Raw genomic sequence first — 25,358 nt, 5'->3', positions numbered from 1 at the left:
TTCGCTAAAGAGGATTTTTTGAATGTCGCAGAAATTTGACGTAGTAGTGATCGGTGCGGGCCCTGGCGGCTACGTGGCTGCCATCAAGGCCGCTCAACTGGGCCTCAGCACTGCCTGCATCGAGAAGTACACCGACAAGGAAGGCAAACTGGCCCTCGGCGGTACTTGCCTGAACGTCGGCTGCATTCCATCCAAGGCGCTGCTGGACAGCTCCTGGAAGTTCCACGAAGCGCAAGACGGTTTTGCGATCCACGGTATCAATCACGCCGGCGTGACCATGGACGTGCCAGCGATGGTCGGCCGCAAGGCCAACATCGTCAAAGGCCTGACCTCCGGCGTTGCGACCCTGTTCAAAGCCAACGGTGTGACCTCCATCCAGGGTCACGGCAAGCTGCTGGCCGGCAAGAAAGTCGAAGTCACCAAGCCTGACGGTTCGGTTGAAGTCATCGAAGCCGAAAACGTGATCCTGGCTCCTGGCTCGCGTCCGATCGACATTCCGCCGGCTCCGGTCGACCAGAATGTGATCGTCGATTCCACCGGTGCCTTGGAATTCCAATCCGTACCCAAGCGTCTGGGCGTGATCGGCGCTGGCGTGATCGGTCTGGAGCTGGGTTCGGTCTGGTCGCGTCTGGGCGCGCAAGTGACTGTCCTTGAAGCACTGGACACTTTCCTGATGGCAGCGGACACCGCTGTTTCCAAGGAAGCGCTGAAAACCCTAACCAAACAAGGTCTGGACATCAAGCTGGGCGCTCGTGTGACCGGTTCCAAAGTGAACGGCGACGAAGTCGTTGTGAACTACACCGATGCCAACGGCGAACAGAACATCACGTTCGACAAGCTGATCGTAGCCGTTGGTCGCCGTCCAGTGACCACTGATCTGCTGGCCGCCGATTGCGGCGTGACCCTCGACGAGCGCGGTTTCGTGCACGTTGATGATCACTGCGCGACCACCGTACCGGGCGTCTACGCCATCGGCGACGTGGTTCGTGGCATGATGCTGGCTCACAAGGCCTCGGAAGAGGGCATCATGGTTGTCGAGCGCATCAAGGGCCACAAAGCCCAGATGAACTATGACCTGATCCCTTCGGTTATTTATACTCACCCGGAAATTGCATGGGTAGGTAAAACCGAGCAGGCCTTGAAAGCTGAAGGCGTTGAAGTTAACGTCGGCACCTTCCCGTTCGCAGCCTCTGGCCGTGCCATGGCTGCCAACGATACCGGTGGTTTCGTCAAGGTCATCGCAGATGCCAAGACCGACCGCGTATTGGGCGTCCACGTGATTGGCCCGAGTGCTGCAGAACTGGTTCAACAGGGCGCAATCGGTATGGAATTCGGCACCAGCGCTGAAGACCTGGGCATGATGGTTTTCTCCCATCCGACCCTGTCTGAAGCCTTGCACGAAGCAGCTCTGGCAGTGAATGGCGGCGCCATCCACATCGCCAACCGCAAGAAGCGTTGAAGGCAATTTGAAAACGTAGCGAGCGAAGGAAAGACAAGGCAAAAACAGGTGAGGAAGCGGAGTTGACGTCAGTCAATGAGCATTCCGAGCCTGTTTTTAACGCAGTATTTCCTAGCGCAGCAGTTTTCAAATGTCTGAAAAGACAATAAGAAACCACGGCGGTTGCGGCCCGTCGTGAGCCTTGCATGCAAGACTCACCGCGGAATGTCCGCCGGACGCAGTCTTGCGTAGCTCAGCTACGCAAGCAGCAGTCACAGGTGGTGCGGCACTTCAATAAGTGCAGCACCGAATGCGCAGTACCTAACGAAGACGGTAATAAGCATGAATCTTCACGAGTATCAGGGTAAGCAGCTGTTCGCTGAGTACGGCCTGCCAGTATCCACCGGTTACGCGGTAGACACCCCGGAAGCAGCAGCAGAAGCTTGCGACAAAATCGGCGGCAGCGAGTGGGTTGTCAAAGCCCAGGTTCACGCCGGTGGTCGCGGTAAAGCGGGCGGCGTCAAGCTGGTTCGCAATAAAGAAGACGCCAAAGCCTTCGCACAGCAGTGGCTGGGCAAGCGTCTGGTGACCTACCAGACTGACGCCAATGGTCAGCCAGTCACCAAGATCCTGGTTGAATCGTGCACTGATATCGCTAAAGAGCTGTACCTGGGCGCTGTCGTTGACCGTTCGAGCCGCCGCATCGTGTTCATGGCTTCCACCGAAGGTGGCGTGGACATCGAGAAAATCGCTCACGACACTCCAGAAAAAATTCTGAAAGCCACTATCGATCCACTGGTTGGCGCTCAGCCGTTCCAGGGTCGCGAGCTGGCATTCCAGTTGGGTCTGGAAGGCAAGCAAGTTGCCCAGTTCGCCAAGATCTTCGTAGGTCTGGCCAAACTGTTCCAGGATCACGATCTGGCCCTGCTGGAAGTGAACCCGCTGGTGATCAAGGCTGACGGCGATCTGCACTGCCTGGACGCCAAGATCAACATCGACGCCAACGCCATGTACCGTCAGCCTAAGCTGAAGACTTTCCACGATCCGTCGCAAGACGATCCGCGCGAAGCGCACGCTGCCAAGTTCGAACTGAACTACGTAGCACTGGAAGGCAACATCGGTTGCATGGTCAACGGTGCCGGCCTGGCCATGGGTACCATGGACATCGTCAACCTGCACGGCGGCAAGCCAGCCAACTTCCTCGACGTAGGTGGTGGTGCTACCAAAGAGCGCGTGACCGAAGCATTCAAGATCATCCTGTCCGACACCAACGTCGCTGCAGTACTGGTCAACATCTTCGGCGGCATCGTTCGTTGCGACATGATTGCCGAAGGCATCATCGGTGCAGTGAAAGAAGTCGGCGTGAAAATCCCGGTTGTTGTTCGCCTTGAAGGCAACAACGCTGAGCTGGGCGCTAAAGTACTGGCAGAAAGCGGTTTGAACATCATCGCTGCTACCAGCCTGACCGACGCTGCTCAACAAGTTGTCAAAGCTGCGGAGGGCAAATAATGAGCGTCCTGATCAATAAAGACACCAAAGTTATCTGCCAGGGTATTACCGGTTCGCAAGGTAGTTTCCACACCCAGCAAGCCATCGAGTACGGCACCAAGATGGTTGGTGGTGTAACTCCTGGCAAAGGCGGCACCGAGCACCTGGGTCTGCCAGTGTTCAACACCGTGAAAGACGCTGTAGCAGCCACTGGCGCCACCGCCAGCGTGATCTACGTTCCGGCTCCTTTCTGCAAGGACTCGATCCTGGAAGCTGCTTTCGGCGGCATCAAGCTGATCGTGTGCATCACCGAAGGCATTCCTACCCTGGACATGCTGGACGCTAAAGTTAAGTGCGACGAGCTGGGTGTTACCCTGATCGGCCCTAACTGCCCAGGCGTGATCACTCCAGGCGAATGCAAGATCGGCATCATGCCTGGTCACATTCACTTGCCAGGCAAGGTCGGTATCGTTTCCCGTTCCGGCACCCTGACCTACGAAGCTGTGAAGCAAACGACTGACGCCGGTTTCGGCCAGTCGACTTGCGTCGGCATCGGTGGTGACCCGATCCCGGGTTCGAACTTCATCGACATCCTGAAGCTGTTCCAGGAAGACCCGAAGACCGAAGCGATCGTGATGATCGGTGAGATCGGCGGTTCGGCTGAAGAAGAAGCGGCTGCCTACATCAAGGCACACGTGACCAAGCCGGTTGTTTCCTACATCGCTGGTGTGACTGCTCCTCCGGGCAAGCGCATGGGCCATGCTGGCGCAATCATCTCTGGCGGCAAAGGCACTGCAGACGAGAAATTCGCTGCTCTGCAAGACGCAGGCGTTAAAACCGTGCGTTCGCTGGCAGACATCGGCAAGGCCCTGGCCGAGCTGACTGGTTGGGCAGTCAAGTAAGCTTCGCGCTTAGCTGACGCTTTACCAAACAAAGGCCACCTTCGGGTGGCCTTTGTCGTTTCTGGTTCTTTTGAAACGCTTGAGGCTTTTTTGTGGCGAGGGAGCTCATGAAATTTAGATACGTAAACACGACAAGGTAGTGTCGCGTATCGGATAGTTCGCCCCTTAACAGTGCGCTTGACGCTCAAATTCGTTAGGATACGCGCCATTTTTGCGTCTGCGGCCCACAAGGCAGCGACGCGCTAAACGGGTCAGTCTCATACAGACCGACAGCATTTCCCTCACCCATAGGGAAATCCCTCTCTAAATTCCGATTCAGTAGTGTGGTATTTCCTTAATGAAAGTGTTGAAAGGCCAGGACATCCTGGCACTTGGTTTTATGACGTTTGCCCTGTTTGTCGGGGCTGGCAACATCATCTTCCCGCCTATCGTCGGTTTGCAGTCCGGGCCTAATGTCTGGATGGCGGCGCTGGGTTTCCTGATCACCGCCGTTGGTCTGCCGGTGATCACCGTTGTCGCACTGGCCAAGGTTGGTGGTGCAATGGATACATTGAGCAGTCCGATCGGTAAAGTCGCTGGTGGACTGTTGGCGGCGGCGTGCTATCTGGCCGTTGGTCCGCTGTTCGCGACGCCACGTACTGCGACCGTATCGTTCGAAGTGGGCCTGGCGCCTTTGACCGGCGAAAGCCCGCTGGCGCTTTTCCTGTATAGCTCGGTCTACTTCCTGCTGGTGTTCTTCATTTCCCTGTACCCGGGCCGCTTGCTGGACACGGTTGGACGCTTCCTCGCACCGTTGAAGATCTTTGCCCTGGCTGTGCTGGGCATCGCAGCATTCAGCCTTCCCGCCGGAGACATCGGCCATGCAACACCTGAATACGTTGCAGCGCCATTCTCCCAAGGTTTCATCAATGGTTACCTGACCATGGATACCCTGGGCGCCCTGGTGTTCGGCATCGTGATCGTCAACGCTATCCGCTCCCGCGGTGTCGAGTCGCCAGCGCTGATCACCCGATACGCGATCATCGCCGGCTTGATTGCCGGCGTGGGCCTGGCACTGGTTTATGTCAGCCTGTTCCGCCTGGGTTCGGGCAGCCATGAAGTGGCGGCTGGTGCGACTAACGGTGCGGCGGTACTGCATGCCTACGTACAACACACCTTTGGCTCCCTCGGCAGCGGTTTCCTGGCGGTACTGATTTCTCTGGCGTGCCTGGTGACCGCGGTTGGCCTGACCTGCGCCTGCGCCGAATATTTCAGTCGTGTACTGCCACTGTCCTACAAGACGCTGGTGATCCTCCTGGCTGCGTTTTCCCTGTTGGTGTCCAATCTGGGCCTCACCAAGCTGATTGCGTTCTCCATCCCGGTACTCACCGCGATTTACCCGCCATGCATCGCCTTGGTGGCACTGAGCTTCTGCAAGGACTTCTGGCATGAGCAAGGCCGCATCGTCGGCCCGGTGATGCTGGTGTCGTTCATCTTCGGTCTGATCGACGCCCTCAAGGGCGCGGGTCTTGCGGACTGGATGCCTGCCCAACTGGCTCACCTGCCGCTGAGCGAACAAGGTCTGGCGTGGCTGGTGCCATCGTTCATGACTCTGGTGGTTGCTGTGGTCTGCGACCGCCTGCTGGGCAAGCGCGCCGAAGCGCTGGCTTAAGCTTCGTGGGTCCGCCACAAGCGGGCCGGCGAGCAGAAACGGAAATGCCCCGTATCAATCGATACGGGGCATTAATGAGATGGTCACCCCCACACCCTGCGAGGGCTACGCTTTCGCAGGGTGTTTTGTTTTCGGAGGCCATCATCATGAGCGAGTCAGCGCTGATCGGGATCGATCTCGGTAAACACAGTTTCCACCTGCACGGCCAAGACAAATTGGGCCGAAAGGTGTTTCGCAAGAAGCTCTCGCGTCAACAGATGATGACGCTCTTTGGCAATCTGCCGGCCTGTACCGTGGTGATGGAAGCTTGTGCCGGGGCGCATTTCGTCGCTCGCCAGCTGATGGCCATGGGGCATGAAGCCAAACTGATTTCCCCGCAATTCGTCCACCCCTTCGTCAAAGGCAACAAAAATGATTTCGTGGATGCCGAAGCCATTTGCGAGGCGGCTTCACGTCCATCGATGCGCTTTGTCACACCCAAAACCGAGGCGCAGCAGACGCTTTCCGTTCTGCATCGCCTGCGCGAGTCGCTGGTGCGCGATCGCACCAAAACCGCCAATCAAATGCATGGTTTCCTACTGGAGTTCGGCATCAGCCTGCCCAAGGGCCTGGCGATCATGAAGCGGTTGGCGAGTATTTTGGCTGAGCATGAGTTGCCCGTTCGGTTGACAGTCCTGTTACAGCGCTTGCATGAGCATTTCTGTTATCTGGATGAACAGATCAAGGCGCTGGATAAAGAGCTGGCAAGCCAACTGGCCGACGATGATCTCGGCAGCCGCTTGCTGAGCTTGCCGTGTGTCGGGCCGATCACCGCCAGCCTGCTGGCTGTAGAGATGGGCGATGGCCAACAGTACAAATGCAGTCGTGACTTCGCCGCCTCCGTGGGCTTGGTGCCCAGGCAGTACAGCACCGGCGGCAGGGCTAATTTGCTGGGCATCAGCAAGCGCGGCGACAAGCACCTCAGGCAGTTGCTGGTTCAATGTGCTCGGGTCTATATGCAGAGGCTAGAACACCAGAAAGGGGCTCTGGCCGACTGGGTGCGCTCATTGCTTGGGCGACGACACTCGAACGTGGTGGCCTGCGCCCTGGCTAACAAGCTGGCGCGGATCGCGTGGGCGCTAGCGGCTCACCATACGCAATATGAAGCAGGGCCAGACGCGCTGAACGCCTGACCCTGCGGTTGTTGCAGTACCACGAATCACCCTTCAGGTTTTGCGATAGCTGAACAACGGATGACGTGAACGGCCCACCGGCCTGACGAAGAACCTGACATAAAAATCGGCTTCAGAAGCCGCGGCATTTTTCAGGATCGTCAGGCGCGACTCTCATCGTGGCGCGGGGCATGCCCTGGATCGACGCCGGATAGATTTAAGCAAGCCAACCACTTCACCCAATAATCAGTATTGCAAAAATGGGGGGGACCATAGATTTTTATGGGCATCAGGCAGTGTCTTTTCCCCTGAACCAACGTCGAAGCATTGCAGAACCCCTGTGTGAGCGAGCTTGCTCGCGATTGTGGCCGGCCAGCCACAAGAATTTTGAATGTAATTCCGCCGTCGCGAGCAAGCTCGCTTCCACAGGTTTTCGATCACCCGTTACCACATCACAAGGACCTGCATGTCGTTCATCCACGCCAACCTGATCCATATCCTCGCCGCGCTTTGGTTCGTTATCTGCTGGGGTGGCTACACCCGTTACGCGACATGGAAGGGCCGCGACACCGCGTGCCTGGCCAGCGTGCTGCACCTGTATCGTGAAGACTGGATGCGTCGCATGTTGCTGCGTGACAACCGCATCGCCGATGCCAGCGTGATTGGAAACCTGGAGCGCAATGCATCGTTCTTCGCCTCCAGCACGCTGATTATCCTGGCCGGTATTCTCACGGTGCTCGGCGCGTCGGAAAGAGCGGTGTCGCTGCTGGCGGATATCCCGATGGTGCAACAGGCTTCCCAGGGGATGTCGGAAATCAAGTTGCTGTGCCTGGCGCTGGTGTTCGTCTACGCGTTCTTCACGTTCAGCTGGTGCATGCGCCAGTACAACTTCGCGGCCGTTCTGGTGGGTTCGGCACCCATGGCTGGCGAACGCCATGTGTCCGAGCAGGAGCGAAAAGCCTTCGCGTCCCGGGCAGCCCGGGTTATTTCCATGGCGGCCAACCAGTTCAACTTTGGTCTGCGTTCCTATTACTTCGGCATGACCATGCTGGCGTGGTTCGTCAGTCCCTGGTTGTTCATGTTGATGAGTGCCGGTGTCGTGTTTGTTTTGTATCGCCGCGAATTTCACTCCGACGTTCTCGACGTGATGGTCTATACCCCTACAGAGGCACCATTGCCTGAGGTGAACAAAGAGGCGGCTTGATGAGTATTCCGTTCTGGTGTGTGTTTATCAGTGCGTTGCTGATTTACGTGGCTCGTATGCCCGTGACCAAAGCCATGAAAGAGCAGGGCGGTTACAACAATCACCTGCCGCGCCAGCAGCAGGCGCAACTTACGGGCTTGGGTGCCCGCGCAGTGGCCGCGCACCAGAACAGTTTCGAAGCGTTCATATTGTTTGCCGTGGGTGTGTTGATGGCGCATACCACGCAGACGGCGGGCTGGCTCATTGACTGGTTGGCGATCATCTTTGTGATCGCGCGAATTATCTACTTGCTGTGCTACTGGAAAGACCTGACATGGCAGCGCAGTCTGGTTTGGCTGGTGGGTTTAATCTGTTCGTTGTTGTTGATGATTAGTCCGACTTTTAGAACAGTTTTACTCTTGAACTAAGGTGGAAAACAAAACTGCAGGCGAAAGAAAACCCGCGCTTGGCGGGTTTTCTTTTATCACGCTAAAAACTGTTTCAGTTTTTAGGCGCGGCTTCTTTTGCCGCTGCTTCGTTCGATTCAGCCTGAGCTTTGGCAGCTTCAGCGTTTTCTTTCGCAGCGTCGTTCACTTTATCCTGAGCTTTGTTCATGTCTTGCTGAGCTTGCTCAGCATGTTTGTTGGCATCTTGAGCTTTGTCCTCGGATTTTTTATCGCAGGCAGCGAGACCGAGGGAAGCGGTCAACATCAAGGCAATAGCTAAAGTCTTACGCATGGGGTGTTTCTCCTTATGGAAAATATCTACTGGTCTTTCGAGCACAGCCACCAAGGTTAAGTTCCTCAAATCGTTCAGATATATAAGTTTGTTCTAATGCGGAACTTTTGCCGGGACCGTTACTTCACTGCACGAATTTTTAAATATGAGTTTCTATCAAATGGCCGAAAACCCCGTTTTTGAGCGCGCCACACGATTTCTGTCGGCACTGCGCCATTGCCAGGTCCTTGGGCTGCGTGTTCACAGCGCCAGCAGCGAAGGGCTTACGGTGGTGCTGCCCTATAGCCCGCAAATCGTCGGAAATCCGCAAACCGGCGTCATCCATGGCGGTGTGCTGACCACGCTGATGGACACCGCCTGCGGCATGTCCACCCTCTGTGTGCTGCCGGAGTTCGAGGTCTGCCCGACCCTCGACCTGCGCATCGACTACATGCACGCCGCCGAGCCGAATAAAGACGTCTTCGGTTTCGCCCAGTGCTACCGCGTGACCACCGATGTGATCTTTGCCCGCGGCTTCGCCTATCAGGACGATCCCGAGCAACCCATTGCCCACGTGGTGGGCACCTTCATGCGGATGGGCAAGGGCATCAAGGGCGCAAAAGGCTTGGGTGGCGCGATCGCCGGAGGTGCGAAATGACTGACTCATTCAAGCAGCAGCTGCAACAGGCTCATGAGCGGGGCGACTATGGCGTATTGCTGCAGCGGATTCCCTACGCCGCGCTGATCGGCGTCGAATGCTCACGGGTGGGGGATGAACTGCTATTTCGTCTGCCGGCCAACAAGGACAACATTGGTAATCCTTTATTGCCGGCTATTCATGGCGGTGTCATTGCCGGTTTCATGGAGCTGGCCGCCGCGTTGCACCTGCTCGTGTCCACCGGCTCGCCAGGCGTACCGAAGATTATCGACTTCTCCCTCGACTATCTGCGTGCCGGGCAGTTTCGCGATACCTGGGCCCGATGCCAGGTGTGTCGCCAGGGACGCCGCGTCGCCAACGTGGCGATTACAGCCTGGCAAAGCACGGAAGCGGAACCCATCGCCACGGCCCGGGCGCATTTCAAACTCGAGGAGCCCTTGAAATCCTGAACACAGCCCCCAACTCTGATGACATCCCGCCGCCGGCCTTCAAGGTCGCGGCTTAGCCATCTGATTGGAGTTTGATGACCATGAGTGTGGAAACTCAAAAGGAAACCCTGGGCTTCCAGACCGAGGTGAAGCAACTGCTGCACCTCATGATCCATTCGCTTTATTCCAACAAGGAAATTTTCCTTCGCGAACTGATCTCGAACGCCTCTGACGCTGTAGACAAATTACGTTTCGAAGCGCTGTCCAAGCCGGAATTGCTGGAAGGTGGCGCCGAGCTGAAAATCCGTGTGAGCTTCGACAAGGACGCCAAGACCGTCACCCTTGAAGACAACGGCATCGGCATGAGCCGTGAGGACGCGATCACGCACCTCGGCACCATCGCCAAATCAGGCACCGCCGATTTCATGAAGCACCTGACCGGTGACCAGAAGAAAGATTCGCACCTGATCGGTCAGTTCGGTGTCGGTTTTTACTCTGCATTCATCGTCGCCGACAAAGTTGACGTGTTCAGCCGTCGTGCCGGCAGCGCCGCCAGCGAAGGCGTGCACTGGTCGTCCAAGGGCGAAGGTGACTTCGAAGTTGCAACCATCGATAAAGCCGAGCGCGGTACCCGTATCGTCCTGCACCTGAAATCCGGTGAAGACGAGTTCGCCGATGGCTGGCGCCTGCGCAACATCATCAAGAAGTATTCCGACCACATCGCCTTGCCGATCGAGTTGCCGAAAGAAGTGGCGGCCGTCGAAGGCGAAGAGAAGCCGGCCGCCGAATGGGAAACCGTCAACCGCGCCAGCGCCCTGTGGACCCGTCCGCGTACCGAGGTCAAGGACGAGGAATACCAGGAGTTCTACAAGCACATCGCTCACGACTTCGAAAACCCGCTGAGCTGGAGCCACAACAAGGTTGAAGGCAAGCTGGAATACAGCTCGCTGCTGTACGTGCCGGCCCGTGCTCCGTTTGACCTGTACCAGCGTGAAGCGCCGAAAGGCTTGAAGCTTTACGTGCAGCGCGTGTTCGTCATGGATCAGGCGGAGTCGTTCCTGCCGCTGTACCTGCGTTTCATCAAGGGCGTGGTTGACTCCAACGATCTGTCGCTGAACGTGTCGCGGGAAATCCTGCAGAAAGACCCGATCATCGACTCCATGAAGTCGGCGCTGACCAAGCGCGTTCTGGACATGCTGGAAAAACTGGCGAAAAACGAGCCTGAGCAATACAAAGGCTTCTGGAAAAACTTCGGCCAGGTCATGAAAGAAGGCCCGGCAGAAGACTTCGCCAACAAAGAGAAAATCGCTGGCCTGCTGCGTTTCGCGTCGACCAACGGTGACGACGGCGAACAAGTGGTCGGTCTGGCCGATTACCTGGCGCGCGCCAAGGAAGGTCAGGACAAGATCTACTACCTGACTGGCGAAACCTACGCGCAAGTCAAAAACAGCCCGCACCTGGAAGTCTTCCGCAAGAAAGGCATCGAAGTGCTGCTGCTGACCGACCGTATCGACGAGTGGCTGATGAGCTACCTCAACGATTTCGACGGCAAGAGCTTTGTTGACGTGGCACGCGGTGACCTGGACCTGGGCAACCTGGACTCGGAAGAGGACAAGAAGGCCGCGGAAGAAGTCGCCAAGTCCAAAGAAGGTCTGGTTGAGCGTCTGAAAACCGCGCTGGGCGAATCCGTCGCCGAAGTTCGGGTTTCCCATCGCCTGACCGATTCCCCGGCGATTCTGGCCATCGGCGAGCAGGACCTGGGCCTGCAAATGCGTCAGATCCTGGAAGCCAGTGGGCAGAAGGTCCCGGATTCGAAGCCGATCTTCGAATTCAACCCGGCTCACCCGCTGATCGAGAAGCTCGATAAAGAGCAAAGCGACGAACGCTTCGGCGACCTGTCGCACATCCTCTTCGATCAGGCGGCCCTGGCGGCCGGCGACAGCTTGAAGGATCCGGCGGCCTATGTGCGTCGTCTGAACAAGCTATTGGTTGAGCTGTCGGCTTAACAGCGTTGTAGAAAAACCCGCTTCGGCGGGTTTTTTCATTCTGGTGTTTAAAAAATCAGGAGTCAGAAATGAGCCAAATCACTGTACGTTCCGTTGCCTATCAGATTGACGGTCAGCCCTACGAAAGCCGTGTGGCCTTTGATGCCGACCATAAGGGCCCGCGTCCGGGCTTGTTGATGGCGCCGAACTGGATGGGCGTCAGCGCTGGCGCCGAGGAAATCGCCAAGTCGGTGGCGGCCAAGGGATACGTGGTCCTGATCGCTGATCTCTACGGCCAATCGGTTCGTCCACAAAATAACGATGAAGCGGGCGCGGCGATGATGCCGTTGAAGAATGACCGCCCATTACTGCGTAAGCGCATGCAAGTGGCGTTCGAGCAGCTGCAAAGCCAGGGCGAAGTGGCCGTCGATACCTCGAAGCTGGCCACGTTCGGTTTCTGCTTTGGTGGTTGCTGTGCGCTGGAGTTGGCCCGGACCGGTGCGCCGGTGAAAGCGGCAGTCTCGTTCCACGGCACGCTGGATACACCGGACGTCAACGATGCGAAAAACATCAAGGGTAAGGTGTTGGTCCTGCACGGCGCTTCCGATCCATTGGTTCCGAAAGAGCAACTGCCGGCTTTTGAAGAGGAAATGAATGCCGCTGGCGTGGATTGGCAACTGCTGAGCTACGGCGGAGCGTTCCATTCGTTCACCGATCCGCATGCGAATGTGCCTGGCATGATGATGTACGACGCCAAGGTCGCTGCTCGGGCATTTACCTCGATGCATAACTTGCTGGATGAAGTGTTCAAGGGCTGATGTTGTCCGGCACTGGCTAATGCAGTGCCCGCGCCGGCCTCTTCGCGGGCAAGCCCGCTCCCACAGGGACAGATGGCGTTCGCATCATTTGTGACTCACCTCGAACCCTGTGGGAGCTGGCTTGCCAGCGAAGGCGACCTGCCAAGCGACACAAAACTAAGGCAATTCGATCCGCTCGCTTTCCCCCGGTACGGTTGGCCAATCCCCGGCCGCCCAGCGTCGGCGCGCTTCATCGATAGCCGCCGGATCGCTCGCCACAAAATTCCAGTTGATTCGTCGCGGACCATCCAGCGGTGCGCCACCGAATACAACGGCATGACTGTCGCTGTCAGCGAACAAAGTCATCTCCTCTCCGCCCGGTAGCACCACTAAGGTGTGTGGCTCTACAGGTTCGCCGTCCAGTTGTACCTCGCCGCTCAAGACATACAGCGCGCGCTCTTCATGTTCGGTTGGAATCAGCAACGTCGTCGCCGTTTGCAGGGTCAACTCCGCATAGAGCGTCGGAGAAAGTACGGGTACCGGCGATTCCAGGCAGAAGCCCGTCCCGGCAATCATGCGGATTTTCACCCCCAGGTTCTCGCTGACCGGCAGTGTGGCGGCGGGGTGATGGCTGTAATGTCCCGGGCCTTGCTCATGATCCTTGGGCGAGGCCAGCCAGATTTGCAGGCCGTGCATCGTAAATCCGTTTTCCTTGAGCGCCTCTGGCGTGCGCTCGACATGGGCAATGGCGCTGCCAGCGGTCATCCAGCTGACATCACCGGTATCCACGACCTGATCGGAACCGAGGCTGTCCTTGTGCTGGATCTGCCCCTGGAACAGGTAGGTGAGGGTGGAGAGGCCGATGTGTGGATGTTGGCGGATGTTCATGCCTTTGCCCGGCGGGTAGCGGGTTTCCAGCATGTGGTCGAAAAATACGAAGGGTCCGACGCTGCGGCATTTGGCGGTCGGCAGTGGGCGAAGAATCGGCTGGCCCTCGACATCTTCGGCGCGGGGGCGGATCACGAGCGGAGTGTTCATTGTGCATTCCAGACTGAGCGGGTGATGCATTCGAGCATAACCCGCTTGCGCAGCCCTTGCCGCTATTGGCTGAAAGCGCCTTCGGACAAATGGGTTTCGATGCTGACGTCGCTGGTGGTCATCAATTTGTGGATCGGGCAACGATCCGCCACGCGATGCAGTTCTTCGCGCTGGGCATCGGTCAGCACGCCCTTGAGGGTCAGTTTGACGTGCAGCGCGTACTTGCCTTTCTGCTCCTGGCTGTTGTCGCGCTTGACCTCGACGCCGACACCGGTGAGCGGGATGTCTTTTTTCTTCGCGTACATTTTCAGTGTCAGGGCCTTGCAGGCACCGAGGGCGGCGTCGAAGTAGTCGTGTGGCTCCGGCGCCGAACCCTCGCCACCGGCTGTGGTGGGCGCATCGGCAAAGAGTTCATGGTCGTCGATCTGGACGCTGTGACGCAAACCTTCGGCGGAAACGGTGTTGACGGTGACAGTCATGGGAAACCTCGCAAGCGACAGGAAAAGTCATTCGATCAAAAAAGACCTTGAAGGTATAGAGCATGCGCGCGGCGACGCGTTCCGGTTTTTTGTTCCGGCATGAAAAAGCCCCGCGATTGCGGGGCTCTTTGTCTTGGTCTGGCTCAGCTGCCTTTGACGGTCTTGCCGTTGACCTTGCCGTCCAGGAGCATGATGTTGTACTCCTTACCGTCGGTTTCGACCTGTTGCAGACGGACCAGCAGGTAATCCCAGTCCTTGGCGAACCACAGCACGGTGGTGCGCTTGCTTTGAGTCGGGTCACGCACGCGCTCGACCTTGATCGCATCGATCTGGCCAGCCTTGGTGTCGACTTTTTCCGAACCCAGCACGCGGAAGTCATAGGTATCGACTTCGCCATCATCGACAACCTGATAGCTCATGCTCTTTTTGCCGGCGGCCACGTCATGCTGCAGCGCCAGTTGATAGGTGGATTTGTCGACCATGCCGCGATTGAGCGGAATATTGACCGCGTCGCCACGATCGGTGCCGGTAACCTTCTTGGCCGTCCAGTCGAAGTCCAGATCAGCTTTCTTGGCCTTGCCCAGACCGCCGCGTGCGAAGTGGTAGGACTGCGGCAGCAGAGTGTCTTTGTCGACGGTCAGCGTGCTTTCTTCGGACAGGCTGGCGATCATCATCGAAGCCTTGAAGCTGAGTTTCCAGACGCCATTGGCTTCCTTGGTCAGGCTGCGTTCGGCGGTGCCGCTCATGGGCAACTGCTTCCAGTCGGCGGTGTAGCTGGCGGAGAAAGGTTGAAGGTCTGCAGCCTGCGCGAAGGGCAAGGCGAGCAGAGCGCAAGCGAAGAGCAGGGCACGACGCATAAAATCTCCTAGGTTCGAATCAAGTGGCCGCTGGCCGCGAGTAACTGTCCATCCAGTAAAGCACCATGCTCGCCGAGCGATAACCGGCCTTCTGCAAACCAGCGGACGGCCATCGGGTAAATCAGGTGTTCCTGAACATGGACCCGTTGCGCCAGACTCTGCGGCGAGTCGTGCAACTCTACCGGTATTACAGCCTGTACGACCAGTGGTCCGCCATCGAGTTCCTCGGTGACGAAGTGCACGGAGCAACCGTGTTCGGTGTCCCCGGCTTCCAGCGCTCGCTGATGAGTGTGTAACCCTTTGTATTTGGGCAGCAGCGAAGGATGGATATTGAGCAGGCGGCCCTGATAGTGGCGAACGAAGTCAGCGCTGAGGATGCGCATGAAACCGGCCAGGACCACGAGTTTGGGATTGAAGGCGTCGATCAGTTCAATCAGAGCGGCATCGAAGGCCTCGCGGCCGTCGAAAGCCTTGTGATCCAGGAAGCGGGTGTCGATGCCCGCGTCCCTGGCGCGTTGCAGGCCGTAGGCGTCGGCGCGGTTGGAGATCACCGCAGCGATGCGGACCGGGCTGTCGCCGGTCCGCGTGCTGTCGATCAAGGCCTGCAAGTTACTGCCGGTGCCGGACAGCAGCACCACCACATCACAGGTCTTAGGCATCAGTGAGCCTTGAGGTTCTTCAGTTCAACCTGGGCCGCGCCTTCGGCAGCGGTGGAGATCTGACCGATGACCCAAGGTTGCTCGCCAGCTTCGCGCAGGACCTTCAGGGCAGCGTCCACGTGCTCTTGCGCCACGCAGATGACCATGCCTACGCCGCAGTTCAGGACGCGGTGCATTTCGTTCTCGTCGACGTTGCCTTTCTCTTGCAGCCAGTCGAACACCGCAGGGCGGGTCCAGCTTGCCACGTCAACCACTGCTTGGGCGCCTTTTGGCAGCACGCGTGGAATGTTGTCCAGCAGGCCGCCACCGGTGATGTGGGCCATGGCTTTGACGGCACCGGTTTCCTTGATCAGCTTGAGCAGCGGCTTGACGTAGATACGGGTCGGGGCCATCAGCAGGTCGGTCAGCGGCTTGCCGTCGAGCTGGGTGTTTTCGATGTCGGCACCGGACACTTCGATGATCTTGCGGATCAGCGAATAACCGTTGGAGTGCGGGCCGGACGACGGCAGGGCGAGCAGGGCATCGCCCGCTGCGACTTTGGAGCCGTCGATGATTTCGGATTTCTCCACGACGCCGACGCAGAAACCGGCCAGGTCATAGTCTTCGCCTTCGTACATGCCAGGCATTTCAGCGGTTTCGCCGCCAACCAGGGAGCAGCCGGACAGTTCGCAGCCAGCACCGATGCCGGTCACGACCTGGGCCGCGGTGTCGACGTTCAGTTTGCCGGTGGCGTAGTAGTCGAGGAAGAACAGCGGTTCGGCGCCGCAGACCACCAGGTCATTGACGCACATGGCAACCAGGTCGATGCCGATGCTGTCGTGTTTGTTCAGGTTCAGCGCCAGGCGCAGTTTGGTGCCGACGCCGTCGGTACCGGAAACCAGCACAGGCTGTCTGTAGCCGGCCGGGATTTCGCAGAGGGCGCCAAAACCGCCCAGGCCGCCCATGACTTCCGGGCGCGCAGTGCGCTTGGCGACGCTCTTGATGCGTTCGACCAATGCTTCACCGGCGTCGATGTCTACACCGGCGTCCTTGTAGCTCAGGGAGGGTTGCTTGCTCATGATCCAGGCCTTTAGGGGGGATTCAGGGGTAACGACCGGGTCCAGCGGGGCCGCCGAAATCGACGAGGGCGATTGCCTCACGCGATATTCGAAGGTGCCCGGCTGTTGCCGGTCTGCGAAGGCGCGCGATTTTATCAGGCTTGAAGGGCAGCGGCCATCCTCAGGCCGACGGCAGGGGCATATCCGCCTAAAAAAACCGTATTTGTTCCGTTTGGTGGCATCCTTCACGCCTGCTCAAGGTACCGCCATTAAGCGTCTATCGTTATGACAGTGCGAAAACTTACTCGGGACGTGTGAATATTTTGCGCCGGGCGATGGTCACAGCCTTGCTCGATCGTCTTCATGCGGTCTGTTCCAGCCGCTCTTGTCGCCAGGAATCTTCCATGCGTTTTTCTAAATTCTTGTTTGTGGGCTGTTTATCCCTGACCAGTCTGGTCACTCATGCCGAAACCGTCAAAGGCCTCTATCAAGTACGCGAGCCCGTCAGCAGCCAGACGCAGGAGGAGCGTGATCAAGCGACTCAGCGCGCGCTGGACACCCTGGTATTGCGCCTGACCGGTGACCCCAAGGCAGCGCAGAGTCCGGGGTTGGCGGCGATTCGCAAAGATCCGCAGCAAATCATCAGTCAGTACGGCTTTGACGCAGGGCCGCCGGAAGTGTTGAAGGTCGATTTCGACCCGACAACCACCGAGCAGGCGTTACGTCGCGCCGGGTTGGCCATGTGGGGCGCCAATCGGCCGTCGATCCTCGGCTGGTGGTTGAATGACTCCACGGAGGGGTCAAGCCTGGTGGGCGATGGCCAGGCCAGTGCGACGCCGTTGCGCCGGGCAGCGCAGCACCGTGGTTTGCCGTTGCGCCTGCCGCTTGCGGACCTGAATGAGCAAGTCGTCGCCACGGCGCCGAATCTGGAAAGTACCGATCCGACTGCGTTGCGCGCCGCCTCGGAACGTTACAACGCCGACGCCGTGCTGGCGGTGCATGCCCGCGAAGAGGGCGGTCAATGGCAGGCCAAATGGCATTTATGGCTGGGTGACCAGAAAGAAGCCGGCAGTGTGCAGGGGGCCGATCAGGCTGCCGTGGCGGATGCAGTGATGCTCGCGGTCAATGAGCGTCTGGCGCCGCGATTCGTCGCCAGGCCGGGGGCTTCGACGCAGCAGTTGCTGGAAGTGCAAGGCATGAACCTTGAGCGCTACGCGACGCTCGGACGTTTACTGGAACCCTTTGGCGGGCGCCCGCAAAGTGTCGACGGTGACCGGATTCTGTATCGGGTCAATGGCAGTACCGATCAATTGCGGGCGCAGTTGTCACTGGCGAAGTTGCAGGAGGTGGCGGCGGCGCCAACCCCGGCACTCCCTGTCCAGCCCGTAGCGGACGGTTCGACCCCGGCTGTAGCGCCCGCTCCGGTTGCGACGCCGCAATTGCATTTCCGCTGGTAGATTATCTTTCTTTATATAGAAGCAATGGAGTGGTTCATGGTCGATACGCGGCGTTGGTTCTGGTTGGGTGGAGTAGTCCTGCTCTGCGCGTTTGTCTGGCTGTTGCATCCGATCCTTACGCCGTTCCTGGTGGCGTTGCTGCTGGCCTATCTGTTTGATCCATTGGTGGATCGGCTGGAAAAGGCCGGGTTGTCCCGGACCTTGGGTGTGGTCGCGGTGTTCGCGCTCTTCACCTTGATCTTCACCGCGCTGCTGCTGGTGCTGGTGCCGATGCTCGCCAAGCAGTTGTTCCGGTTGTATGAGCTGGCGCCACAGATGCTCGATTGGCTGCAACACACCGCATTGCCGTGGGCGCAATCGAAGTTCGGGTTGTCAGAGGGGTTCTGGAAATTCGACAAACTCAAGGCTGCGATCAGCGAGCATATGGGCCAGACCTCCGATATCGTCGGCGTGGTACTGAGTCAGGCGACGGCTTCCGGCCTGGCGGTGATTGGCTGGCTGGCCAACCTGGTGTTGATTCCGGTCGTGAGTTTTTACCTGTTGCGGGACTGGGACCTGATGATGGCCAAGATCCGCAGCCTGCTGCCGCGCGACCGTGAAGAGCGCGTGGTGTCGCTGGCCGGTGAATGTCATGAGGTGCTGGGAGCGTTTGTCCGTGGCCAGTTGCTGGTGATGGTGGCGTTGGGTGTGATCTATGCCGCGGGCCTGATGCTGGTGGGGCTGGAGTTGGGGCTGTTGATCGGCCTGATTGCCGGTCTGGCGGCCATCGTGCCGTACATGGGCTTCGTCATTGGTATCGGCGCCGCATTGATCGCGGGCCTGTTTCAGTTTGGTGGCGATCTGTATCCCATGGTCGGCATCGTTGCGGTGTTCATGGTGGGGCAAGCGCTCGAAGGCATGGTGCTGACACCATTGCTGGTGGGTGACCGGATTGGCCTGCACCCGGTGGCGGTGATTTTCGCCATTCTGGCCGGTGGTGAGTTGTTCGGGTTTACTGGCGTTTTGCTGGCGCTGCCGGTCGCGGCGGTGATTATGGTGCTGGTGCGCCATGTGCATGATTTGTATAAGGATTCTGATATGTACTCGGGTGTTGATGAACCTGAGCTCTAGGCCTTGTCATGGGTAGCCCGGCTCGGCGCCGGGTTATCGCCGGCTCCGCCAAAGAAACTGTCATAAAATCAGGGCGCCAACGCAAACCTTTGATTTTGCTTGTGGTCTGTCGCATTGTGCGGTCGGCGTCACGGGTATAAACTTCGCAAACTTTACACAGAGGCCACTAACGGTTCCTTTGGAACTGTTCAGTCAGCATGAAACCGATTCAGCTGCCCCTAGGTGTGCGTCTGCGTGATGACGCCACCTTTATCAACTACTACCCAGGCGCCAATGCCGCTGCACTCGGCTATGTCGAGCGTCTATGCGAAGCCGACGCCGGCTGGACCGAAAGCCTGATTTACCTATGGGGCAAGGACGGGGTAGGGCGTACGCATCTGTTGCAGGCGGCCTGCCTGCGCTTCGAGCAGTTGGGCGAGCCGGCGGTGTATTTGCCGTTGGCCGAATTGCTGGACCGCGGTATCGAAATTCTCGACAACCTTGAACAGTACGAACTGGTCTGCCTGGATGATCTTCAAGCGGTGGCCGGCAAGGCCGACTGGGAAGAAGCGCTGTTCCATCTGTTCAATCGCCTGCGCGACAGTGGCCGACGGCTGTTGATTGCCGCATCGACTTCCCCGCGTGAGCTGCCGGTGAAGCTGGCAGACCTCAAATCCCGCCTGACCCTGGCGCTGATCTTCCAGATGCGTCCGCTTTCGGACGAAGACAAATTGCGTGCCCTGCAACTTCGCGCATCGCGGCGAGGACTGCATCTGACCGACGAGGTCGGGCACTTTATTTTGACCCGTGGAACCCGCAGCATGAGTGCGCTTTTCGAATTGCTCGAGCGGCTCGATCAGGCCTCTCTTCAAGCACAGCGCAAGCTGACTATTCCCTTCCTGAAAGAGACGCTCGGCTGGTAGAAAAAAAGCCGGGAATGCCAAGGCCGGCGGGGCTTTCTGCATATTTCAGGCGCCAGGAAATACGCTTTCCTACAGGGCTGCAGGCTGCGCAAGTGTTTAATATGGGCTTAAGCGCTTAGATGTTGGCAAGAAACCGATAAGTCACAAAAAGTTCGATTGAATTTGCAAATGAGGATGATAGCGGGCATAGTCTCGACTTCTTTACAACTATCAGCCACGGTCGTGCCCATGCTAAAGCGCTTCGCACCCCTCGTGCCTCTCGCACTCGTCACCCTGTTGTTCGGTTGCGCTGCTCACTCTCCAGTGTCCCAGCAAGAGCAGCAGCAACAGGTTAAAAATTCTGTTACCGCGCAGTCGTCCGCTCTTTACCAGGACGCTTTTTACCAGGAAGAGAAGGCCACTGAAAAAGAGCTGGCTGACTTCGCCGATGGCAAGTCGTATCAACTTCCGGCGCTGGCTGACAGCATCCTCGAACGCGGCATGTCCCTGATCGGTACCCGTTACCGTTTCGGCGGTACTTCTGAAGCCGGTTTCGATTGCAGTGGGTTTATCGGCTATCTGTTCCGTGAACAAGCCGGCATGAACCTGCCACGCTCCACTCGCGAAATGATCAACGTGGATGCGCCGCTGGTGTCTCGCAGCAAGCTGAAGCCTGGCGATCTGCTGTTCTTCGCCACCAACGGTCGTCGCGGTCGTGTCAGTCACGCCGGGATCTACCTGGGTGACAACCAGTTCATCCACTCCAGCAGCCGCAAAAGCGGTGGTGTCCGGATTGATAGCCTGGGCGACAGCTACTGGAGCAAGACCTTCATCGAAGCCAAGCGAGCGCTCGCGATGGCGCCAAACGCGGCTCCGATCGTGACCGCACGCAATTAAGCGGACATTTTGTAAGGCGAACTTAAAGTCTTACTTGAAGTTTGCCGCATAAGCGCTAGAATCTGATCTATGAATGATGGCAAACCGCCTGCGTAACGCGCAGGCGGTTTTCTTTTCTGCACTCCAGCAGAAAAACGCCGCAGCCAGATCAGGATGCTCTGCTTATGTCGACGTCGGCCCGCCTCGCAATCATGCTTTTCGCAGCGCTGCTCAGCGCTTGCGCCAGCCGCACACCGCCGCCTGCGCCGGTGGCTCGCACTCCTCTCGTTTTCGGTTCCTCCCAAGCCTTTTCGCCTGAAGCGGAAGACGTACTGTTTCGTGCGTTGGGCCTGGTGGGTACGCCGTATCGCTGGGGTGGCAATACACCGGATTCCGGGTTCGATTGCAGCGGGCTGATCGGCTACGTGTACCGTGATGTCACCGGTATCTCGCTGCCGCGCACCACTCGCGAAATGATCTCCATGCAAGCGGCCAATGTGGGCAAGGAAGGCCTGCAGACAGGTGACCTGATCTTCTTCGCCACCAATGGCGGTTCGCAGGTCAGTCATGCAGGCATCTACGTCGGCGAAGGTCGCTTCGTCCACGCGCCTGCCACCGGCGGCACGGTGAAGCTCGACAGCTTGTCCAAGGCGTATTGGCAGAAAGCCTACCTGAGCGCCAAGCGCGTCCTGCAACCGGAACACCTGGCGCGCAACCCGTAACAGCCAGAGGGTGCTGTCATGACCGCTCGCACGCTCAATCTTGACGACTCGCTCTATCACTACCTGCTTGATGTGTCCCTGCGCGAAACCCCGCTGCTCAAGCGCTTGCGCGACGAAACCCAGGCGTTGCCCATGGCGCGCTGGCAGGTGGCGCCGGAGCAGGGGCAGTTTCTTGCATTGCTGGTGAAGCTGACCGGCGCGCGACGTCTGCTGGAAATCGGAACGTTCACGGGGTACAGCGCGCTGTGCATGGCTGCGGCACTGCCCGATGACGGCTCGATGATCTGCTGTGATATTCCCGGCGACTACAATGCCACCGCACGTCGTTACTGGCGGGAAGCCGGCCTGGCCGAGCGTATTGATCTGCGTTTGGCGCCCGCGCTGGAAACCCTCGCCGAACTGGAGAGGCAAGGGCAGGGCGGGCAATTCGATCTGGTCTTCATCGACGCCGACAAGGCCAATTATCCCACCTACCTTGAACACGCGCTGCGGCTGCTGCGGGTGGGTGGATTGGCGGTGTTCGATAACACGCTGTGGAGCGGGCGGGTACTGGAAGAGCGTCCGCTGAGCGCAGACACCCGAGCCATCCAGGCGCTCAACCGTGCCTTGAAGGATGACTCGCGCTTGGACCTGTCGATGTTGCCGTTGGGCGATGGGCTCACGCTCTGCCGCAAACGGTGATCCTTGTGGATGCCTTGTGGGAGCGGGCTTGCCCGCGAGGCGGCCGTGACATTCAGCATTGATGTTGCCTGTTCTACCGCCATCGCGAGCAAGCTCGCTCCCACAGAGTGGTCAGTGACTTATTTGACTGCTGAAACCCGCCAAACCTTGTTCCCTACATCGTCCGCCACCAACAAGGCGCCTTGCTGATCTATCACCACGCCCACTGGTCGGCCCATGGCTTTTTCTTGGTCATTGAGAAAACCCGTGAGCACATCCACCGGCTGCCCGCTTGGTTTGCCGGCGTCGAACGGCACGAATATCACTTTGTAGCCACTGTGCGGCTTGCGGTTCCATGAGCCGTGCTGGCCAACGAAGGCGCCCTGGGTGAATGGCGCCGGCAACCGGCTGCCTTCGGCGAACGTCAGTCCCAGGGAAGCGGTGTGCGGGCCGACCGCATAGTCTGGCGCGATAGCCTTGGCCACCATGTCCGGGTTTTGCGGCTCGACGCGAACGTCGACATGCTGGCCGTAATAGCTGAATGGCCAGCCATAGAACGCGCCGTCCTTGACCGAGGTGATGTAGTCCGGCACCAGATCGCTGCCGATTTCATCGCGCTCATTGACCGCCGTCCACAGTGCCCCGCTTTGCGGCTCCCAGGACAGGCCATTGGGGTTGCGCAAGCCCGAGGCAAAGATCCGGTGGTTGCCGGTGGCGCGGTCCACTTCCCAGATCGCCGCGCGGCCTTCTTCCTTGTCCAGGCCGTTTTCGGCAACGTTGCTGTTCGAGCCCACCGTGACATACAGCTTGCTGCCGTCCTTGCTGGCGATGACGTTTTTGGTCCAGTGGTGATTCAGCGTGCCGCCGGGCAGGTCGAGTACTTTGATCGGTTGCGACTTGATCGCTGTATCGCCGTTTTCATAGTGAAAACGCAGCAATCGATCGGTGTCGGCGATGTACAGGTCATTGCCGACCAGCGCCATGCCGAAGGGGGAGTTCAGGTTTTCCAGAAACACCGTGCGGGTTTCCGCGATGCCGTCGTGGTCCTGGTCGCGCAGCAGGGTGATGCGATTGGCGCTCGGCACGCCCGCACCGGCGCGCCCCATGACTTTCTTCATGATCCAGCCGCGTATGCCTGTTCCGTCATCGGGTTTGGGCGGTGCATTGGTTTCGGCCACCAGCACGTCGCCGTTGGGCAGCACATAGAGCCAGCGCGGGTGGTCGAGGTTCTCGGCGAATGCGGCTACTTGGGTACCGGCAGCGGCGACGGGTTTGGCGCCGTCCGGCCAGCCGATCGCCGGGGCGATGTTTACCGTCGGAATCAACGTCTTGTTGGGTTCTGGGAGCCTGGGTGACGGGCCGGTGCCGTCGGCGACTTGCAGGCTGGAGGTTTCACCGCAAGCGGCGAGTCCTCCGGCGAGCGCGATAGCGAGTACGAGTTGGGGCTTGCGCATACTGATCTTCCCTATGAATGCAGTGACCTGATCAGTAGAGAAGTTACGTTGCACGATGGTTCAACCGTTAGCCGCGAGCTTCCTTGAACAGCACGGCTATGCCGGGATGATAGTGACCTCCTTCGTTGTGCAACTTGCGGTAGGCGTAGGGGAAATACCAGGCGACGGCGCAGGTGTGCTCCTTTTGCAGGTCGTCGACCATGTCCTGCAATTCTTCCGGGGTGGCGCCATGCTGGGGTTTCTGCGGTGCCACAAACAGGCAGCCGAGTCTCAGGTCGCTGGCGTAGCTGACGCGTTTGGCCTCGCTGGTGATATCGAGCAGGGCCTGGGTCAGGTTCAGGCTGTTCACCCGTGGCCAGCGTTGTGTGGCTTGAATCCAGGCGCGTGCTTCGGGTGTGGCGATAAACAGGTCGGCACGACCGTTGCGTTCGCCTTCATCGATTTGTTTGCGGGTGGGCGATTGTTGCAGGGTGACCATTTCAGCCATCCAGGCAGCGGCGGAAAGCAGGCCGAGATTGGCTTTTTCGTCGAGCCAGTAAGGCGTTTCGTTATCGCCGCGTACGGCGTTGTAGCGGTCGATACAGTCAAACCAGCGCTCCAGCACCGGGCGCAGGAATTCCAGTTGCGGATTGCTGATGATCATGCCTTGCATGGGGCTCACCCTTGTTATTTTGATGTGGGGTTGTGGCTCTTTGATATCACTGCTTGAAGTGTGGCACAAGATTGGCGTCAGTTTATTGATTAACGGCAGTTATTCGCGCGCGTACCCCGTCTTCAATTGACGCTCCACCCCCAACCCTCTAACCTTCGCGGCTTGTTTCAGGTGCTCTGTGACTTGGGTCGACAGAGTGAAACAGGGAAGCCGGTGAGCAGGTCCTTCAATGCGTGAAGGCCTTCGATCCCGGCGCTGCCCCCGCAACGGTAAATGAGTGAAAGCTGCGCCTTGAGCCACTGCGTCGTCATCGATGCGGGAAGGCGCGCAGTCAGGCCAACGCCGCTCATGAGCCCGGAGACCGGCCTGATCCATTCAAGCGGCATCACGGTGGGCGATGCCAGGCTTCTTGCCGTCTGTTCTTGTGCCTGCCCGCCGTTATCCTGCCTCAACGGAGAGCTCTCCCATGACTGATACCCCGGATCGTGACGAACGTCACCTGGCGCGCATGTTGCGCAAAAAAGCCGTAATCGATGAACGCATCGCCAACTCCCCGAATGAATGCGGCCTGCTGCTGGTGCTGACCGGCAACGGCAAGGGCAAGAGCAGCTCGGCGTTCGGCATGCTGGCCCGCTCGATGGGTCATGGCATGCAGTGCGGTGTGGTGCAGTTCATCAAGGGGCGCAACAGCACGGGTGAAGAGCTGTTCTTCCGGCGCTTCCCGGAACAGGTGCGTTTTCATGTGATGGGCGAAGGCTTTACCTGGGAAACCCAGGATCGCCAGCGCGACATCGCCGCCGCCGAAGCCGCGTGGGAAGTGTCCCGTGAATTGCTGCGCGATCCATCCATCGGCCTGGTGGTGCTGGATGAGTTGAACATCGCGCTCAAGCACGGTTACCTCGATCTGGATCGGGTGCTCAGTGACTTGCAGGCTCGCCCGCCAATGCAGCACGTGGTGGTCACCGGTCGTGGCGCCAAGCCTGAGATGATCGAGCTGGCCGACACCGTCACTGAAATGGGCATGATCAAGCACGCCTTCCAGGCCGGTATCAAGGCGCAGAAAGGCGTCGAGTTGTGA

General features: G+C 58.6%; 26 protein-coding genes and 1 riboswitch. Of the genes, 18 read left to right on the top strand and 8 right to left on the bottom strand.

The features are described from left to right. The first annotated feature begins 22 nt into the window (after positions 1-22). The 7 genes from lpdA to GQ39_RS16855 all read left to right on the top strand — a co-directional run bounded on the left by lpdA (position 23) and on the right by GQ39_RS16855 (position 8,241). Entirely contained in the window at positions 23-1,459 is a 1,437-nt protein-coding gene (gene lpdA / locus GQ39_RS16885; RefSeq protein ID WP_047531878.1) for a dihydrolipoyl dehydrogenase, read from the top strand. Between the two features lie 321 nt (positions 1,460-1,780). Beyond that, on the top strand, positions 1,781-2,947 hold the full coding sequence (gene sucC / locus GQ39_RS16880; protein WP_003223015.1) for an ADP-forming succinate--CoA ligase subunit beta: 1,167 nt from the start codon (positions 1,781-1,783) through the stop codon (positions 2,945-2,947). Beyond that, entirely contained in the window at positions 2,947-3,828 is an 882-nt protein-coding gene (gene sucD, locus GQ39_RS16875; protein ID WP_003223019.1) for a succinate--CoA ligase subunit alpha, read from the top strand. Before sucC ends, sucD begins: the two co-directional genes overlap by 1 nt. A gap of 337 nt (positions 3,829-4,165) precedes the next feature. Beyond that, the gene (gene brnQ / locus GQ39_RS16870) at positions 4,166-5,479 is read left to right on the top strand and encodes a branched-chain amino acid transport system II carrier protein (RefSeq protein ID WP_047531874.1); all 1,314 of its coding nucleotides are present in this window, start codon (positions 4,166-4,168) and stop codon (positions 5,477-5,479) included. Positions 5,480-5,625: 146 nt separating this feature from the next. Beyond that, a complete protein-coding gene (locus GQ39_RS16865; protein ID WP_047531873.1) occupies positions 5,626-6,651 on the top strand; it encodes an IS110 family transposase in 1,026 nt (341 codons plus the stop codon). A gap of 445 nt (positions 6,652-7,096) precedes the next feature. Next, a complete protein-coding gene (locus GQ39_RS16860) occupies positions 7,097-7,834 on the top strand; it encodes a DUF599 domain-containing protein (protein WP_047531870.1) in 738 nt (245 codons plus the stop codon). Next, positions 7,834-8,241 (top strand): MAPEG family protein, encoded by a 408-nt coding sequence (locus GQ39_RS16855; RefSeq protein WP_047531869.1) that lies wholly within the window; start codon positions 7,834-7,836, stop codon positions 8,239-8,241. The genes GQ39_RS16860 and GQ39_RS16855 overlap by 1 nt, the downstream gene beginning before the upstream one ends. Before the next feature lie 73 nt (positions 8,242-8,314). On the opposite strand, the gene GQ39_RS16850 is transcribed toward GQ39_RS16855, so the two are convergent. Continuing rightward, positions 8,315-8,551 (bottom strand): hypothetical protein, encoded by a 237-nt coding sequence (locus tag GQ39_RS16850; RefSeq protein WP_047531867.1) that lies wholly within the window; start codon positions 8,549-8,551, stop codon positions 8,315-8,317. Between the two features lie 160 nt (positions 8,552-8,711). Between GQ39_RS16850 and GQ39_RS16845 the strand changes: the two genes are divergently transcribed. From GQ39_RS16845 to GQ39_RS16830, 4 genes are all read left to right on the top strand, one after another. Beyond that, entirely contained in the window at positions 8,712-9,188 is a 477-nt protein-coding gene (locus tag GQ39_RS16845; protein ID WP_047538967.1) for a PaaI family thioesterase, read from the top strand. Beyond that, positions 9,185-9,637: a PaaI family thioesterase gene (locus GQ39_RS16840; protein ID WP_047531865.1), complete on the top strand. Its 453-nt coding sequence runs from the start codon at positions 9,185-9,187 to the stop codon at positions 9,635-9,637. Before GQ39_RS16845 ends, GQ39_RS16840 begins: the two co-directional genes overlap by 4 nt. A gap of 80 nt (positions 9,638-9,717) precedes the next feature. Continuing rightward, on the top strand, positions 9,718-11,622 hold the full coding sequence (gene htpG, locus GQ39_RS16835) for a molecular chaperone HtpG (protein ID WP_047538965.1): 1,905 nt from the start codon (positions 9,718-9,720) through the stop codon (positions 11,620-11,622). Positions 11,623-11,690: 68 nt separating this feature from the next. Next, the gene (locus GQ39_RS16830; protein ID WP_047531863.1) at positions 11,691-12,419 is read left to right on the top strand and encodes a dienelactone hydrolase family protein; all 729 of its coding nucleotides are present in this window, start codon (positions 11,691-11,693) and stop codon (positions 12,417-12,419) included. Between the two features lie 156 nt (positions 12,420-12,575). Here GQ39_RS16830 and GQ39_RS16825 read toward each other — a convergent pair whose 3' ends face one another. The 5 genes from GQ39_RS16825 to purM all read right to left on the bottom strand — a co-directional run bounded on the left by GQ39_RS16825 (position 12,576) and on the right by purM (position 16,489). After that, positions 12,576-13,436, bottom strand: a complete 861-nt coding sequence (locus GQ39_RS16825) for a pirin family protein (protein ID WP_047531861.1) — start codon at positions 13,434-13,436, stop codon at positions 12,576-12,578. A gap of 62 nt (positions 13,437-13,498) precedes the next feature. Next, entirely contained in the window at positions 13,499-13,915 is a 417-nt protein-coding gene (locus tag GQ39_RS16820) for an OsmC family protein (RefSeq protein WP_047531858.1), read from the bottom strand. Between the two features lie 143 nt (positions 13,916-14,058). Continuing rightward, positions 14,059-14,772, bottom strand: coding sequence for a DUF3108 domain-containing protein (locus GQ39_RS16815; protein WP_047531856.1), 714 nt, complete (start codon positions 14,770-14,772; stop codon positions 14,059-14,061). Positions 14,773-14,780: 8 nt separating this feature from the next. Next, positions 14,781-15,431, bottom strand: a complete 651-nt coding sequence (purN, locus tag GQ39_RS16810) for a phosphoribosylglycinamide formyltransferase (protein WP_047531854.1) — start codon at positions 15,429-15,431, stop codon at positions 14,781-14,783. Then, positions 15,431-16,489, bottom strand: coding sequence for a phosphoribosylformylglycinamidine cyclo-ligase (gene purM, locus GQ39_RS16805; RefSeq protein ID WP_047531851.1), 1,059 nt, complete (start codon positions 16,487-16,489; stop codon positions 15,431-15,433). The genes purN and purM overlap by 1 nt, the downstream gene beginning before the upstream one ends. Positions 16,490-16,872: 383 nt before the next feature. Here purM and GQ39_RS16800 point away from each other — a divergent pair, with 383 nt between their 5' ends. The 6 genes from GQ39_RS16800 (at position 16,873) to GQ39_RS16775 (ending at position 22,195) form a co-directional block, all read left to right on the top strand. Continuing rightward, the gene (locus GQ39_RS16800) at positions 16,873-17,925 is read left to right on the top strand and encodes a DUF2066 domain-containing protein (RefSeq protein ID WP_047531848.1); all 1,053 of its coding nucleotides are present in this window, start codon (positions 16,873-16,875) and stop codon (positions 17,923-17,925) included. 36 nt (positions 17,926-17,961) lie between these two features. Beyond that, positions 17,962-19,035, top strand: coding sequence for an AI-2E family transporter (locus GQ39_RS16795; protein ID WP_047531846.1), 1,074 nt, complete (start codon positions 17,962-17,964; stop codon positions 19,033-19,035). Positions 19,036-19,232: 197 nt separating this feature from the next. Then, positions 19,233-19,937, top strand: a complete 705-nt coding sequence (hda, locus tag GQ39_RS16790; protein ID WP_007898944.1) for a DnaA regulatory inactivator Hda — start codon at positions 19,233-19,235, stop codon at positions 19,935-19,937. Between the two features lie 228 nt (positions 19,938-20,165). Further along, positions 20,166-20,813 carry a C40 family peptidase gene (locus GQ39_RS16785; protein ID WP_047531836.1) on the top strand — a complete coding sequence of 216 codons (648 nt, stop codon included), beginning with the start codon at positions 20,166-20,168 and terminating at the stop codon, positions 20,811-20,813. 164 nt (positions 20,814-20,977) lie between these two features. Next, on the top strand, positions 20,978-21,514 hold the full coding sequence (locus tag GQ39_RS16780) for a C40 family peptidase (protein WP_047531832.1): 537 nt from the start codon (positions 20,978-20,980) through the stop codon (positions 21,512-21,514). Positions 21,515-21,532: 18 nt separating this feature from the next. Beyond that, complete coding sequence (locus GQ39_RS16775) at positions 21,533-22,195, top strand: O-methyltransferase (RefSeq protein ID WP_047531830.1); 663 nt, start codon at positions 21,533-21,535, stop codon at positions 22,193-22,195. A 119-nt stretch (positions 22,196-22,314) separates the two neighbouring features. On the opposite strand, the gene GQ39_RS16770 is transcribed toward GQ39_RS16775, so the two are convergent. Further along, positions 22,315-23,628 carry a PQQ-dependent sugar dehydrogenase gene (locus GQ39_RS16770; protein WP_047531828.1) on the bottom strand — a complete coding sequence of 438 codons (1,314 nt, stop codon included), beginning with the start codon at positions 23,626-23,628 and terminating at the stop codon, positions 22,315-22,317. A gap of 67 nt (positions 23,629-23,695) precedes the next feature. Continuing rightward, complete coding sequence (locus GQ39_RS16765; protein ID WP_047531825.1) at positions 23,696-24,280, bottom strand: hypothetical protein; 585 nt, start codon at positions 24,278-24,280, stop codon at positions 23,696-23,698. A 152-nt stretch (positions 24,281-24,432) separates the two neighbouring features. Beyond that, a riboswitch (cobalamin riboswitch) is annotated at positions 24,433-24,664 on the top strand. 82 nt (positions 24,665-24,746) lie between these two features. On the opposite strand from GQ39_RS16765, the gene cobO reads away from it, so the two are divergent. Then, a complete protein-coding gene (gene cobO, locus GQ39_RS16755; RefSeq protein ID WP_047531822.1) occupies positions 24,747-25,358 on the top strand; it encodes a cob(I)yrinic acid a,c-diamide adenosyltransferase in 612 nt (203 codons plus the stop codon).

This window comes from Pseudomonas sp. 11/12A (assembly GCF_000800055.1).
GTDB lineage: Bacteria > Pseudomonadota > Gammaproteobacteria > Pseudomonadales > Pseudomonadaceae > Aquipseudomonas > Aquipseudomonas mohnii.
The sequence above is the reverse complement of the archived record's forward strand: the minus strand, read 5'-3'. Positions and strand labels throughout refer to the sequence as shown.